12 protein-coding genes are annotated in these 13,150 nt (G+C 70.9%); 5 read left to right on the top strand and 7 right to left on the bottom strand.

Translation table 11 applies throughout. The features are described from left to right. Positions 1–14 precede the first annotated feature (14 nt). The 6 genes from MWM08_RS09800 to MWM08_RS09775 all read right to left on the bottom strand — a co-directional run bounded on the left by MWM08_RS09800 (position 15) and on the right by MWM08_RS09775 (position 5,448). On the bottom strand, positions 15–1,478 hold the full coding sequence (locus MWM08_RS09800) for a type II and III secretion system protein family protein (protein WP_244459251.1): 1,464 nt from the start codon (positions 1,476–1,478) through the stop codon (positions 15–17). After that, positions 1,475–2,341: a Flp pilus assembly protein CpaB gene (cpaB, locus tag MWM08_RS09795; protein WP_244459250.1), complete on the bottom strand. Its 867-nt coding sequence runs from the start codon at positions 2,339–2,341 to the stop codon at positions 1,475–1,477. The genes MWM08_RS09800 and cpaB overlap by 4 nt, the downstream gene beginning before the upstream one ends. Positions 2,342–2,345: 4 nt before the next feature. Beyond that, positions 2,346–2,864, bottom strand: coding sequence for an A24 family peptidase (locus MWM08_RS09790; protein WP_244459249.1), 519 nt, complete (start codon positions 2,862–2,864; stop codon positions 2,346–2,348). 121 nt (positions 2,865–2,985) lie between these two features. Further along, positions 2,986–3,171 carry a Flp family type IVb pilin gene (locus MWM08_RS09785; RefSeq protein ID WP_198370732.1) on the bottom strand — a complete coding sequence of 62 codons (186 nt, stop codon included), beginning with the start codon at positions 3,169–3,171 and terminating at the stop codon, positions 2,986–2,988. Between the two features lie 175 nt (positions 3,172–3,346). Then, complete coding sequence (locus MWM08_RS09780; protein ID WP_244459248.1) at positions 3,347–4,267, bottom strand: nucleoside hydrolase; 921 nt, start codon at positions 4,265–4,267, stop codon at positions 3,347–3,349. Continuing rightward, positions 4,264–5,448, bottom strand: coding sequence for an amidohydrolase (locus MWM08_RS09775; protein ID WP_244459247.1), 1,185 nt, complete (start codon positions 5,446–5,448; stop codon positions 4,264–4,266). Before MWM08_RS09775 ends, MWM08_RS09780 begins: the two co-directional genes overlap by 4 nt. Before the next feature lie 67 nt (positions 5,449–5,515). On the opposite strand from MWM08_RS09775, the gene MWM08_RS09770 reads away from it, so the two are divergent. Both MWM08_RS09770 and MWM08_RS09765 read left to right on the top strand, forming a co-directional pair. Beyond that, a complete protein-coding gene (locus MWM08_RS09770; protein ID WP_244459246.1) occupies positions 5,516–6,199 on the top strand; it encodes a phosphoribosyltransferase in 684 nt (227 codons plus the stop codon). Continuing rightward, on the top strand, positions 6,196–7,752 hold the full coding sequence (locus tag MWM08_RS09765) for an ABC transporter substrate-binding protein (protein WP_244459245.1): 1,557 nt from the start codon (positions 6,196–6,198) through the stop codon (positions 7,750–7,752). Before MWM08_RS09770 ends, MWM08_RS09765 begins: the two co-directional genes overlap by 4 nt. On the opposite strand, the gene MWM08_RS09760 is transcribed toward MWM08_RS09765, so the two are convergent. Further along, positions 7,749–8,375, bottom strand: a complete 627-nt coding sequence (locus tag MWM08_RS09760; protein WP_244459244.1) for an SOUL family heme-binding protein — start codon at positions 8,373–8,375, stop codon at positions 7,749–7,751. The two genes, MWM08_RS09765 and MWM08_RS09760, sit on opposite strands and share 4 nt — an antisense overlap. A 108-nt stretch (positions 8,376–8,483) precedes the next feature. Here MWM08_RS09760 and MWM08_RS09755 point away from each other — a divergent pair, with 108 nt between their 5' ends. The 3 genes from MWM08_RS09755 to MWM08_RS09745 are packed head-to-tail and all read left to right on the top strand — an operon-like array spanning position 8,484 to position 13,011. Beyond that, complete coding sequence (locus tag MWM08_RS09755) at positions 8,484–11,339, top strand: molybdopterin oxidoreductase family protein (protein ID WP_244459243.1); 2,856 nt, start codon at positions 8,484–8,486, stop codon at positions 11,337–11,339. Continuing rightward, positions 11,336–12,073 (top strand): 4Fe-4S dicluster domain-containing protein, encoded by a 738-nt coding sequence (locus MWM08_RS09750; RefSeq protein WP_244459242.1) that lies wholly within the window; start codon positions 11,336–11,338, stop codon positions 12,071–12,073. The genes MWM08_RS09755 and MWM08_RS09750 overlap by 4 nt, the downstream gene beginning before the upstream one ends. Beyond that, a complete protein-coding gene (locus MWM08_RS09745; RefSeq protein WP_244459241.1) occupies positions 12,070–13,011 on the top strand; it encodes a dimethyl sulfoxide reductase anchor subunit family protein in 942 nt (313 codons plus the stop codon). Before MWM08_RS09750 ends, MWM08_RS09745 begins: the two co-directional genes overlap by 4 nt. Positions 13,012–13,150: the final 139 nt, after the last annotated feature.

The following is a 13,150-nucleotide window of genomic DNA, read 5'->3' as shown; positions in this document are numbered from 1 at the left end:
CTTCGCCTTGCCCTTCAATCCAGCACGAAGCCGGGCGTGCCCGACAGGTTGCGCGCCGGCGGCGCGGCGGGTCGGTTGGGCGGCCGCCCGGTCTGGCGCAGCAGCAGGATGCGCTCGACATCGTTCGGCGGGACGTAGCCGTCGGTCGGCGCGCTGATCGCGCGCGGGCTTTCGGCCGGGCGCACCAGGTAGGGCGTGATGATGATGACGAGTTCCGTCTCGTTGCGCTGGAAGCGATCGGAACGGAACAGCGCGCCGAGGATCGGCACCTCACCGGCATAAGGCAGAGCGCGGCCGGTCTGGCGCGAGGTGTCCTGCAGCAACCCGGCGATCGCGAAGGCCTGGCCGGAGCCGAGCTCGACCGTCGTCTCCGCACGGCGCACGGTCAGCGAGGGCACCGAGATGGTGTTGTTGTTGCCCGACAGCAGCCGCACCGAGCCCTGGTCGGACAGCTCGCTCACCTCCGAGCGCACGCGGAAGGAGATGCGCCCGTCCGACAGCACCGTCGGCACGAAGGCGAGGCCGACGCCGAACTGCTTGTATTCGATGGTGACCTGGTTCTCGCGCTGGGAGACCGGCACGGGGAACTCGCCGCCGGCGAGGAAGGACGCGGTCTCGCCGGAGGTGGCGGTGAGGTTCGGCTCCGCGAGGATCGTCACCAGCCGGTCCTGCGCCAGCGCGTCGAGGATCATGTTGATGTCGCGCAGCTCGGCATTGCCGGTGCGGAAGCCAAGGCCGATGCGGTCGGACGGCGCAGTGCGGTCGAAGGCGAAGTTGAAGGTCTCGGCGGCGATGCCGGCCGGTCCGCCGATCGCGGTGCCGATCCGCCCGATATTGCCCAGCGCCTGCCAGTTCACGCCGAGCTGGCGCGTCACCTCGCGCGAGACCTCGGCCACGCGCACGCGCAGGTTCACCTGCGTGACGCCGGTGACGGCGATCCGGTTGTCGATCGGCAGGCGCTGGTCCTCGATCCGCGATCGGATGAGCGTCTGCGCGCGGTCGGCATCGGCGGGCGCGGCGACGGTGCCGCTCACGACGATGCCGCCGGGCCCGGACTCAACGCGCAGGCTGCGGTTGCCGGGGAAGGCGCGTCGGAGCGCCGACTGCAGATCCGACAGCAGGAAGGCCGAAGGCCGCACCGTCACTTCCCACTGCACCAGCGGCAGCCCCGCCGCATCCATGGCCGCGAGCGTGGTGCGCCCGGGTGCAACGCCGAACACGAAGACGCTGGTCGGGCTGGCGGGGCGCATCTCGGCGATACGCGGATCGGCGGCGAACAGGCTCGCGGCGGGGGCGGAGAGCACCAGCACGCGGCCCGTCCCGGCCTCGATCGACATGCGTTCCACGCGCAGGCCGGGTGGCGACTGAACCATCGGCAGGTTGGCCTGCGGGTCGGGCGGCGTCGCGGGCTGCGCAAAGCCTGCGGGCGCGGCGAGCACGCCCGCGCAGGCCAGTGCGACCAGGGAAGGCTTCCTCATCGGAACTGGATCTCCTCGACCCGTCCTGGGCCTCCGAAGACGCGGATGCGCGCGCCGGTTCCCGCCGAGGCGGCGGAGGCAGGTCCAGATGGCGCGAAGGCACCGCTGACATCGCCGCCCCAGACCGGGCGTTGCGCGATGGTTTCCTCGAGCGCGGTGCCGGCGGCGCGCAGTGCCAGCGACAGCCGCCCCAGGCGTGTCGCGACGGCAAGGCGCGTCGCCTGTTCGGGCGTCACCTCGATGGTGACGGTGCGGTTGGTCTCGCGCAGGCTGTCGCCGACCGCGCCGGGCTGCATGCCCTGCACGAGGTGGCGATCCACCGCGATAACGCGCGCCGCCGTGAGCACGGCTTCGCCGGCGACGCGGCGCGCCGGGGCGATGTCAGTCTCGTCGAAGGCCTGGGTGAGGATCACGTCGACGCGGTCGCCGGGCCAGATCAGGCCGGCGGTGCCGGTCACGGCATCGACACCGACGGTGACCGCGCGCATCCCGGGCGCGAGGACGGCAGCGAGGAAGCCGTTCTCGCCCGGGCGCAGCACGGCATCGAGGCGCAGCGTCTCGTTCTGCGACAGCGTGCGGCGGACCATGGCGCCGATCATCTCGACCCGCGCCTCGGGCGTGTCGCGCATCGCGCCGACGGGAAGGTCCTCGGCCGGGAGCTCGCGCGCGGCGATGTCCTCGGGCTTCAGCAGCGTGCCGGCCTGTACGCCGCGCGCGGCGACCAGCACGCTCACGCGCGCGGGCGGCGCGTTGGTGGCGGTCGCCGGCGGCGGCGGCGCGGGGGCGAGCGCGATCACGCCGAGCAGGCCCATGCCGGCCACGCCCACGATCACGACGACGATGAGGATGAGGCGCATCGCCATGGGTTCAGACTCCCGCCCCGGTCATGACGAAGGCGGTGCCGGCGGCGATCGCGACGCCATAGGGCAGTGGCGCGCCACGCCGGATGCGCCAGGCCTCGCAACGCAGAACCCGGCGGAGCGTGCCGGCGGGGCGCGGCTGGGTCGGTCCGCCGAGCCAGCCCCGCAGGGCCAGGTGCAGGATGGCGAGCATCCCGCCCGCAAGCGCGGTCGCAAGCAGCATGGCGGGGATGGCCGCCGCGGGCAGCAGCAGGCCCGTGGCGGCAAGCAGCTTCACGTCGCCGCCGCCCAGCACGCCGCGCAGCCAGAGCAGCGTCGCGCCCAGCAGCATGCAGCCCGCCGCCAAGAGCGCGATGGCGGGCGCGCCGACCAGCACCTGGCGCGCAAGCCCGGCCAGGGCGACGACAGCCGCCAGCAGGTTCGGGATCCGGCGCAGCGCGACATCGTTCAGCGCCGCTGCGGCAAGACCAAGCAGGGCCAGCAGGGCGAGCGCGTCGGGCAGGATCGGGGGGATGTTCGGGACCATCGACGCGATCATCGCGGCCGCCCGTGAAGGAAGTGTTTAACCCATCGCAGAGCGCGCTTGCCGCCCGGTGGCGGCGGCGCGGCATGGGGCGGCGGGTCCTTCTCCCGCCGCCCCGCCCGCATCAGGTCGGCGCCACGAACTTCGCGGCGATGCCGTTGAGCATCGCATCGAGGTTGCCGCCGAGCAGCGTCAGGCCGCCGATGATCGCCACCGCGATGAACGCCGCGATCAGGCCGTATTCCATCGCCGTCACGCCACGCGTATCGGCCTTCAGCGCGGACAGGCGCGCCACGAACGTCTTCACCATGATCAGGTCTCCGAGGACGCGCGCCGTGCGGGCGCGCGAGGGGGGTGGAGGCCAGGCATCCTGCCAGCCGCAGAGCGGTCCCTGTGCCGCCGCCGCGCGAGGCGCAGGCAGGCGGATCGGGCCCTCCCGAGCATTTGAGGAGACGTCGATTAAGAAAGCGTGAAACGCGACTCGCTCACGGCAGCGTCGCGAGATTTTCTCCCAGCAGCGTGAAGAAGCCGTCGGCGTCCAGCGTCTCGAGCAGCCGCGCATTGTGCGCCACGCCCGAGCGGTCCCAGCGGTCCACCACCGTGCGGCCGCGCGCAACGCCCGCGCATTCCACATGCACATGCACGTCGCGCGTGGCGAACAGCCCCGGCGCCAGCAGCCACGCCACGGCGCAGGGGTCGTGCAGCGGATGGCCGCGATGGGCGAAGCGGCGCGAGGCCGGAACGCCCGCCATGATGTGCGCCGCGGCATCGAGGCACGCCCCGCCGCCGCGCGCCCGCAATGCGGCGATGCGTGCCGGCGTGACCAGCGCCTGCGCCGTGAGCTCGAGGGTCGCCAGCGTGACCGGCCGCCCGCATTCCAGCAGCACGGCCAGTGATTCCGGGTCGGACCAGGCGTTGAACTCGGCCGACGGCGTGATGTTGCCCTCGGCCCAGGCGCCGGTCATCAGCACGATCTCCTCGACGCGCCCCGCCAGCGCGGGTTCGGTGGCGAGCGCCAGCGCCAGGTTGGTCGCGGGGCCGATGCCGATCAGCGTGACGCGCGGTTCCGCCCGCAGCAGCGCGCGGATGGCGTCGGCAGCGATGCCCGGCTTGGGGGGCGGGCCTTCGGGCAGCGCGACGCCGGCCAGACCATCGGCGCCATGCACCTGCGTCTCGGACCGGAAGGCACCGAGCAGCGGGCCGTCCGCGCCCGCCACCACCGGAACGTCGCGGCCCGCCAGCCCGACGATCGCGCGCGCGTTGCGCAGCGTGTGGTCCAGCCCGACATTGCCGCCCGCCACCGTCACCAGCCGCACATCGAGCGACGGCGCGGCCAGCGCCAGCCACAGCGCCACCGCGTCATCCGTGCCGGGATCGGTATCGATGACGCAGACGCGGCGCGTCATGCCAGTTCCTGTTCCACCAGCGCGCACCAGAAGGCCGCGCCATGCGCCAGCGCGGCATCGTTGAAGTCGAAATGCGGGTTGTGGTGGAAGCCCTCGGGATGCGCGGGATCGCCGGTGCCGAGCCAGACATAGGCGCCGGGGCGCTCGGCGAGGAATTCGGAGAAATCCTCGCCGGGCGTCAACGGCGGGTGGTCGTCCATCGCCAGGTCGCCCACGGCCGCGCGCGCGGCGCGCAGCGCGGCGGCGGCCTGTTCGGCGCGGTTGATGGTGGGGGAGATGCGGCGGATGTAGCGCGGATCGGCCTGCACGCGGCAGGTCGTGGCGATGGCGTGCGCAACCTCCGCGACGCGCGCCTCCAGATGCGCGCGCACGGCCTCGGTGAAGGCCCGCGCGGTGCCGCAGAGGAACACCTCGGACGGGATGACGTTGGGTGCGTTGGGCGCACCGGCGGCCATGTGGCCGACCGACAGCACGGCGGCCTGCAGCGGGTCGATCTCGCGCGCCACGATCATCGGCAGGGCCGCAATGAAGTGCGCGGCCGCCAGCGGGGCATCGGTGCCCAGATGCGGGCGCGCGCCATGCACGCCCGCACCGCGGAAGCGCACCTCCCAGGTGTCGGACGACGCCAGCACCGCGCCCTTGGGCACCGCGACGGTGCCGAGCGGCAGGCCGGGCAGGTTGTGCATCCCGTAGACCGCATCGACCGGGAAGCGTTCAAACAGCCCGTCCTTCACCATGCGCGCCGCACCGCCGCGGGATTCCTCGGCCGGCTGGAAGATGAACTGCACGGTGCCGCCGAAGCGGTCGCGGTTCGCCGCCAGCCAGCGCGCCGCGCCCAGCAGCATGGCGGTATGCCCGTCATGGCCGCAGGCATGCATCGTGTTGGGCGTGGTGCTGGCGTAGTCGGCACCGGTCATCTCCGGCATGGCCAGCGCATCCATGTCGGCGCGCAGGCCGATGGCGCGGTTGCCGCCGCTCGCGCCGCGCGTGCCGGACAGCGTGCCGACCACGCCGGTCACCCCGATGGCCTGTTCCACCGTGATGCCCCACTGCCGCAGCAGGTTGGCGACGATGCCGGCGGTGCGGGTTTCCTCGAAGCCGAGTTCGGGGTGGCGGTGGAAGTCGCGCCGCCAGGCGGTCATGTCGGCCGCGAGGGGTGCCAGGTCGTCGGGCGAAGGCATGGGGCGCTCCGTTGCTGCGCTGCGGCGAAGATGCCACGCTGCGCGCCCTTCCACCACGGGCCGCAGCATGGAGTTCTGGCAAGCCTTCGACGCCGCGACGGGCGACGAAGGCCCCTTCACCGACCGCTACCCCGCGCCGATGCCCGATGGCTCGCGCCTGGTACTGCCGCTGCGCGACTACGGCGAGATCGCGGTGGCGGGCTTCATCGCGAATCAGGCGGCGATCAGCGTGGCGAAGCGCATCGGCGAATGGATGGCCCTGGCAGCGCGTGGGTTGGGCGCCGAGGTCGTGGTGGGGATGCCGACGCTCGGGCAGGTGTTTGCGCCGCTGGTCGCGGAGACGCTCGGCCACACGAACTGGGTCGCCCCCGGCTGGTCGCGCAAGCGCTGGTATGACGAGGCGCTGTCGGTGCCGGCATCATCCTCGACGGCACCGGATGCGCGGCGGCTGTGGATCGACCCGCGCATCGTGCATCGGCTGGCGGGTCGGCGCGTGCTGCTGGTGGATGACGTGATCTCGACCGGGAGTTCCGCGCTGGCAGGGGTGGCGCTGCTGGAACGCGCGGGCGTGCGGCCGGCGGCGCTGCTGCTGGCGATGGCGCAGGGCGACCGCTGGCGCGCGACCTGGCCCGCCGACATACCGGTGCGCGCCGCCTTCGCCACGCCGATCTTCACGCGCGCGCGGGGCGGCTGGGTGCCGCGCCCCGGCAGCGCGCCAGCCGATACGCTGACCTGGGATGATGCCGCATGAAGCGCCTGCTGCTCGCCGCCTTCACCGCCCTCGCGCTGCCCGCGGCGGCGCAGGACCGCGCCGCGCTGCGCATTGGCGTCGAGGCCGGCCCCACCAGCCTCGACCCGCATTACGCCAGCCTGATCACCAACATCGCCTACGCGCGGCATGTCTTCCAGCCGCTGGTGGAACAAGACGCGCGGCAGGTGCTGCGCCCAGCGATCGCGCGGTCCTGGCGGGTGGTCGACGACACCACCTGGGAGCTGGAGCTGGACCCCAATGCGCGCTTCGCCGACGGGCGCGCCGTGACGGTGGAGGACATCGCCTTCACCATCACGCGCGCCGGCGACGTGCCGAACAGCCCGTCATCCTTCCGCTACGCGACGCGGCCGGTGGCGGCCGTGGAATCGGTCGGCCCGCACACCATCCGCCTGCGCTCCAATGGCCCCTTCCCGCTGCTGCTCAACCAGCTCGCGCTGGTGATGGTGGTGCCCAAGCGCGAGGGGCTGACCACGCCAGCCTTCAACGACGGGTCCGCCATGATCGGCAGCGGGCCGTATCGCCTGGTGTCCTGGCAGCCGGGCCAGCCGGTGCGCTATGCGCGCAACGACGCCTTCGCCGGCACCGCGCCCGCCTTCGCGACGGTGGAATTCCGCCCGATCGCCAATGCCGGCGCGCGCGTGGCCGCCTTACAATCCGGCGACGTGGACCTGATCGAGATCGTCCCGCCCGACCAGTTCGCGCGGTTCCGGACCAATGCCGCCTTCAGCACCGCCGAAAGTCCGTCCAACCGGCTGATCTTCCTGACGCTCGATTCCGGGCGAGAGGAAAGCCCGCATATCCGCGTGCCTGAGGGCGCCCCGCTGCGCAACCCGCTGCGTGACGCGCGGGTGCGCCGCGCGCTGTCCATCGCGATCAACCGCGAGGCGATCGTCAGCCGCACGCTGCAGGGCCAGGCGGTGGCGGCCGGGGACCTGGGCCCAGCGGGCTATTTCGGTACCTCGCCCGACCTCACGCCGCCACCCTTCGACCCCGACGCGGCGCGGCGCCTGCTGGCCGAGGCCGGCTTCCCGCGCGGCTTCACCGTGCAGGTGAACGGCCCGAACGATCGCTACGTGAATGACGAGCAGGTGGTGCAGGCGATCGCGCAGTTCTGGACGCGCATCGGCCTGACCGCGACGGTCGAGGTGAAACCGCGCGGCGTGTGGCTGACCGAGGCGGCGCGGCTGGCCTATTCGGTGAACCTGGCGGGCTTCTCGCCAAACCCGGAAGTGCTGGGGATGCTCGAGACGCAGATCCACACCTGGGACACGACGCTGGGCCTCGGCACGGCCAATCGCGGGCGGTTCTCCAACCCGGGTATCGACGCGATCATCCAGCGCGCGCGCACCACCATGGACAATGCCGAGCGCGAGCGCCTGACGCAGGAGGCGACGCGCCGCGCGCTGCGCGACGAGACGGCGCTGATCCCGCTGTATTTCCAGGTCAACACCTGGGCGATGCGTCGTGGCGTGGCGTACGAAGCGCGCACGGATGAGATGACGCTGGCCTTCTCCGCCCGCCGGGCGGATTAGCGGCGCGCCACCGGCGCGACCACCTCGTTCCGCCGCAGCGCCGGCACGGTCCAGGGCGGGTCGTAGAACCAGGCCTGTACGGGGCCTGTCGGCACCCAAGGGGACGCCGCCAGCGCGGCGTTCAGCCTGGCCATGTTGGAGGCTACCGCCTCGGCCCGCGGCAGGCCGGAGAAGCGCAGCACGGCCACGGTTTCCTCGGGCACCGTCACCAGGGTCACGCTCGCATCGTCGGGCACCGGCAGGGTATCGAGCGTATAGCGGGCCGGCATGAAGAAGCGGATGCGCCAGCCATCCGCGTCGCCGGCCTGCGCGACCGGCGCGGTCATGGCGATGCGCTCGCCGCGGGACTGCGCCACCGGGGCCGTCATGGCGATGCGGTCGCGCCGCGCATTGCCGCCGAAGATGTAGCCGGCCAGGCGGCGGAAGCCTTCATTGCGGGCGGCGTCCTCGGCCCCTGGAACCGTGGTCTCGGCGGCGATGCGCGGGGCGTAGCGGCGGATCTCGATGTCTCCGATCGTCTCGACCACCTCGAAGCGCGGTTCCTCGGTGCCGCTGCGGATGCCCACGACGGAACAGGCCCCGAGCAGCAGGGACGACAGGATGGCGGGCAGGCGCAGGGCCATGCTTGGGTGCTCCGGGACATGAACCAGATATGGCGTGGCGGCCCCCTTTGCGAAGGCAGGGCGGCGTGCGCTACTCCCTTCCAAGGATTGCGATGGACGGGACAGATCATGCCGGCTGATGGCGGCGCGACCGACAGGATTTCCTACTCGAGCCCGATCGGGGACGAGGTCAAGACCACCACCTGCTACATGTGCGCCTGCCGCTGCGGCATCCGCGTGCACCTCAAGGATGGCCGCGTCCGCTACATCGAGGGCAATCCCGATCATCCGGTGAACAAGGGCGTGCTCTGCGGCAAGGGCTCCGCGGGCATCATGACGCAGTATTCGCCAGCACGCCTGCAGGCGCCGCTGAAGCGCGTCGGCCCGCGCGGGTCGGGCGAATATGCCGAGATCAGCTGGGAGGAGGCGATGGACACCGCCACCGGCTGGCTGAAGCATGTTCGCGAGACGGATCCGAAGAAGCTCGCCTTCTTCACCGGGCGCGACCAGTCGCAGTCGCTCACGGGCTTCTGGGCGGCGCAGTTCGGGACGCCGAACTTCGCCGCGCATGGCGGGTTCTGTTCGGTCAACATGGCGGCCGGCGGGCTCTACACCATCGGCGGGTCCTTCTGGGAATTCGGCGAGCCCGACTGGGAGCACGCGAAGTACCTGATGATCTTCGGCGTGGCCGAGGACCATGATTCCAACCCGATCAAGACCGGCCTGGCGGCGCTGAAGAAGCGCGGGTCGAAGATCGTCTCGGTGAACCCGGTGCGCACGGGCTATTCCGCGATCGCCGATGAATGGGTCGGCATCCGCCCGGGCACCGACGGGCTGTTCGTGATGTCCTTGATCCGCGAGCTGATCCTGACCGATCGCGTCGATGGCGAATTCCTGGTGCACTATACGAACGCGCCCTGGCTGGTGGTGCGCAATCCGGGCGGCGCGGATGACGGGCTGTTCGCGCGCAATGCCGATGGCAAGCCTCTGGCGTGGGACCGCGCACGCGGGGCCATCGCGGCGGAGACGGCGGACCTGTCGCCGATGCTGGTCGGCGACTTCACGCTCGATGACGGCCGCCGCGTGCAGCCGGTGTTCAACCTCATGGCCGAACGCTATCTGTCGGCCGATTACGCGCCGGAAGCGGTGGCGGAACGCTGCGGCATGACCGCCGAACGCATCCGCCGCCTGGCGGCCGAGATCGCCGACATCGCCTTCAACCATCCCCTCACGCTCGACATTCCCTGGACGGATGTGTGGGGCCGCAAGCACGAGACGATGGTGGGGCGGCCGGTGGCCTTCCACGCGATGCGCGGCATCAGTGCGCATTCCAACGGCTTCCACACGTGCCGCGCGCTGCACATCCTGCAGATGCTGCTGGGCGCGGTCGATACGCCGGGTTCCTGGCGCTACAAGTCGCCCTTCCCGCGCCCGATCCCACCGGGCCCTGGCCCGGCTGGCAAGGGCGCCAAGCCGAACACGCCGCTGGCCGGCAACATCCTGTCCTTCACGCATGGTCCCGACGACCTGCTGGTCGAGGATGACGGCACGCCGCTGCGCATCGACCATTCGTTTTCCTGGGAAGCGCCGCTCGGCCTGCACGGGATGATGCACACCGTGATCGGCAATGCCGAGAAGGGCGACCCGTACAAGATCGACACGCTGTTCATGTTCATGGCGAACATGGCGTGGAACAGCGCGATGAATCCCATGGAGACCATCCGCTGCCTCACGGCGCAGGACGCGAATGGGGAGTACGTCATCCCGCACGTGATCTACTCGGATGCGTATTTCTCCGAGACGGTGCCCTATGCCGACCTGATCCTGCCGGACACGACGTACCTGGAACGCTGGGATGCGATCAGCATCCTCGATCGTCCCATCGGCTCCTCGCATGGTCCTGGCGATGCGATCCGCCAGCCGGTGATCAAGCCCGACCGCGACGTGCGGCCCTTCCAGGATGTGTTGATCGAGCTCGGCGCTCGGCTTGGCCTGCCGGCCTTCGTGAAGGAGGACGGGTCGCCGAAGTTCAAGGACTATCCGGACTACCTCGTGAACCACCAGCGCATGCCCGGCGTGGGTCCGCTCGCCGGCTGGCGCGGCGAGGACGGCACGAAGAAGGGTGTCGGCGAGCCGAACCAGGACCAGTTGCAGCGCTACATCGAGAATGGCTGCTTCTGGCGGCACAACCTTTCGCCGGAAGAGTCCTACTTCAAGCACGCCAACGCGACGTATCTCGCCAATTCCAAGGCGATGGGCATGCAGGGGCAGTCCAACCAGATCGTGCTGCAGATCTGGTCCGAACCGCTGCAGAAGTTCCGCCTCGCCGCCGATGGCCATGGCGCGAAACAGCCGCCTGCGCATCTGCGCGAGCGTGTGCGCACCTACTGCGACCCGCTGCCCTTCTGGTACGCGCCGCTCGAACAGCAGCAGCACGACACCGACCCGTATCCGCTCTCCGCCGTCACGCAGCGGCCGATGGCGATGTACCATTCCTGGGGGTCGATGAATGCCTGGTTGCGGCAGATCCACGGCTCCAACAAGCTTTACATGTCGCGCGAACGCGCCACCGCCGAGGGCCTGGTGCAGGACGACTGGGTCTGGGTGGAAAGCCGCAGCGGCCGCGTGAAGGCGCAGCTGTCGCTGATGGAAGGTGTCAACCGCGACACCGTCTGGACCTGGAACGCGATCGGCAAGCGTGCGGGTGCGTGGATGCTTACACCCGATGCCGCGGAGGCGCAGCGCGGCTTCCTGCTGAACCACGTGATCAGCGAGTGGCTGCCCGCGCAGACCGGACCGCGCATGGCGAACGCCGACCCGATCACCGGCCAGGCCGCCTGGTACGATCTGCGCGTGAAGGTCAGCAAATGCGCGCCTGGCGAGGAAGGCATCACCGACCCCTTCCCCACCATGCTGGACCCACCGCCGGACATGCCGAGCACACCCGACATCCTCCGCTATAACGAAGGAGGGTCGAAGCCATGACCTCCCTGCCGCAACCGGGTGCGAAGAAGCTCGGCCTGGTCATCGACCTCGACACCTGCGTGGGCTGCCAGGCCTGCGCGACCAACTGCAAGGAATGGAACACCAGCGGCCACATGGCCCCGCTGCCCGACCACAACCCGTACTCCGCGGGCCAGGAAGGCGTGTGGTTCAACCGCGTGCATTCCTACGAAGCGGGCGACGGCGAAGACGGCCGTACCGTGCATTTCCCCCGGTCCTGCCTGCATTGCGAAACGCCCGCCTGCGTCACCGTCTGCCCCACCGGTGCGTCCTACAAGCGCGCCGAGGACGGCATCGTGCTGGTCAACACCGACATCTGTATCGGCTGCCAGCTCTGTGCCTGGGCCTGCCCCTATGGCGCGCGGGAATTCGACGACGATGCCGGCGTGATGAAGAAGTGTACGCTCTGCGTCGACCGCATCTACAACGAGACCATTCCCGAACCGCAGCGCCAGCCCGCCTGCGTCACCACCTGCCCCGCAAATGCGCGGCATTTCGGTGACCTCGGAGACCCCAACAGCGCGGTGTCGCAGCTGGTGGCGGAGCGCGGCGGGTACGAGCTGATGCCTGAACTCGGCTACAAGCCGGTCAACCGCTACCTCCCGCCGCGCCGTGCGCCAAAGGCCGATGCCGGGCCGCCAAAGGATGCCGGGCCCCTGCCCTCGCAGATCACCAACCCGCTGCTGCGCTGGGTGGACAAGGTTCTCTCGCGATGAATCCGGCCCCGTCGATCATCTTCTTCACCGTGGCCTCGGGTGCCGGCTACGGGCTGCTGTTCTGGATGGGGCTGCTGCGGCCGCTCGGCCTGGTGCCGGGCGGCGCTGGCTTCGGCGCGCTGGCGGTCGGCCTGGCGCTCGTGCTGGTGATGCTGGGGCTGCTGTCCTCCACCGCGCATCTGGGGCGGCCGGAACGCAGTTGGCGGGCGCTGAGCCAGTGGCGGTCATCCTGGCTGTCGCGCGAGGGCGTGGCGGCGGTGCTGGGCTTCCCGCTGGCCGGGGTCTTCTTCATCGCGGTGGTCGGCCACAAGGAATGGCTGGCGCTGCCGACCGGGCTGCTGACCGCGGCCGTCGCGGCGGTGACGGTGTGGTGCACGGGCATGATCTACGCCTCGCTCAAGCCCATCCGCCAATGGCACCATCCGCTCGTCGCGCCGGGCTACATGCTGTTCGGCGCCTTTTCGGGTGCGGCGCTGCTCGCGATGCTGGCAGGCTTCTGGGGCCAGGCGGCGGTCCCGGCGGCGATCGCGGCGGTGCTGGGTGCTGGCGGCTTCGTGCTGAAGCGCGCGTATTGGTCCAGCGTCGATGCCGGGCCGCCCATCGCGACGATGGAGACCGCAACGGGCCTCGGCTTCATCGGCACGGTGCGCCCGCTCGACCCGCCACATACCGAGACAAACTACTTGCTGCGCGAGATGGCCTTCCGCATCGGGCGCGTGCATGCGGCGCGGCTGCGGCGGATCGCCGCGATCGGCGGCTTCGCGGTGCCGGCGGTGTTGCTGGGACTGGCACTGGTCACGGGCGGTGCGCTGGCCGGCCTGCTGGCGGTTGTGGCCGCGGGCTTGGCCCTGGCTGGCCTGCTGGCCGAACGCTGGCTGATGTTCGCGGAAGCCACGCATACCGTGGCGCTCTACTACGGGGTGGATTCACGCGGCTGACGCCGCCACCGCAACCAGTGGACCGAGGCTTGCCTCGGTCCGGGAGCGCAAAGCGCGACCGCGCCCAACCCGCCCATTGTCGCCAGACCGCCAGCGCTTTGCGCGAAGGCAAGCCGCACGGATGTGAGGCGCCCGCCGT

The sequence above is a fragment of the Roseomonas fluvialis genome (assembly GCF_022846615.1).
Taxonomy (GTDB): Bacteria; Pseudomonadota; Alphaproteobacteria; order Acetobacterales; family Acetobacteraceae; genus Neoroseomonas; species Neoroseomonas fluvialis.
This window is presented reverse-complemented; position numbering and strand designations above follow the sequence as displayed.

Excerpts from the sequence above, each read along its gene's own strand:
- MWM08_RS09800 (WP_244459251.1), bottom strand. The coding sequence starts at position 1,478 with ATGAGGAAGCCTTCCCTGGTCGCACTGGCCTGCGCGGGCGTGCTCGCC.
- cpaB (WP_244459250.1), bottom strand. The coding sequence starts at position 2,341 with ATGGCGATGCGCCTCATCCTCATCGTCGTCGTGATCGTGGGCGTGGCC.
- MWM08_RS09790 (WP_244459249.1), bottom strand. The coding sequence starts at position 2,864 with ATGGTCCCGAACATCCCCCCGATCCTGCCCGACGCGCTCGCCCTGCTG.
- MWM08_RS09785 (WP_198370732.1), bottom strand. The coding sequence starts at position 3,171 with ATGGTGAAGACGTTCGTGGCGCGCCTGTCCGCGCTGAAGGCCGATACG.
- MWM08_RS09780 (WP_244459248.1), bottom strand. The coding sequence starts at position 4,267 with ATGACGCGCCGCGTCTGCGTCATCGATACCGATCCCGGCACGGATGAC.
- MWM08_RS09775 (WP_244459247.1), bottom strand. The coding sequence starts at position 5,448 with ATGCCTTCGCCCGACGACCTGGCACCCCTCGCGGCCGACATGACCGCC.
- MWM08_RS09770 (WP_244459246.1), top strand. The coding sequence starts at position 5,516 with ATGGAGTTCTGGCAAGCCTTCGACGCCGCGACGGGCGACGAAGGCCCC.
- MWM08_RS09765 (WP_244459245.1), top strand. The coding sequence starts at position 6,196 with ATGAAGCGCCTGCTGCTCGCCGCCTTCACCGCCCTCGCGCTGCCCGCG.
- MWM08_RS09760 (WP_244459244.1), bottom strand. The coding sequence starts at position 8,375 with ATGGCCCTGCGCCTGCCCGCCATCCTGTCGTCCCTGCTGCTCGGGGCC.
- MWM08_RS09755 (WP_244459243.1), top strand. The coding sequence starts at position 8,484 with ATGCCGGCTGATGGCGGCGCGACCGACAGGATTTCCTACTCGAGCCCG.
- MWM08_RS09750 (WP_244459242.1), top strand. The coding sequence starts at position 11,336 with ATGACCTCCCTGCCGCAACCGGGTGCGAAGAAGCTCGGCCTGGTCATC.
- MWM08_RS09745 (WP_244459241.1), top strand. The coding sequence starts at position 12,070 with ATGAATCCGGCCCCGTCGATCATCTTCTTCACCGTGGCCTCGGGTGCC.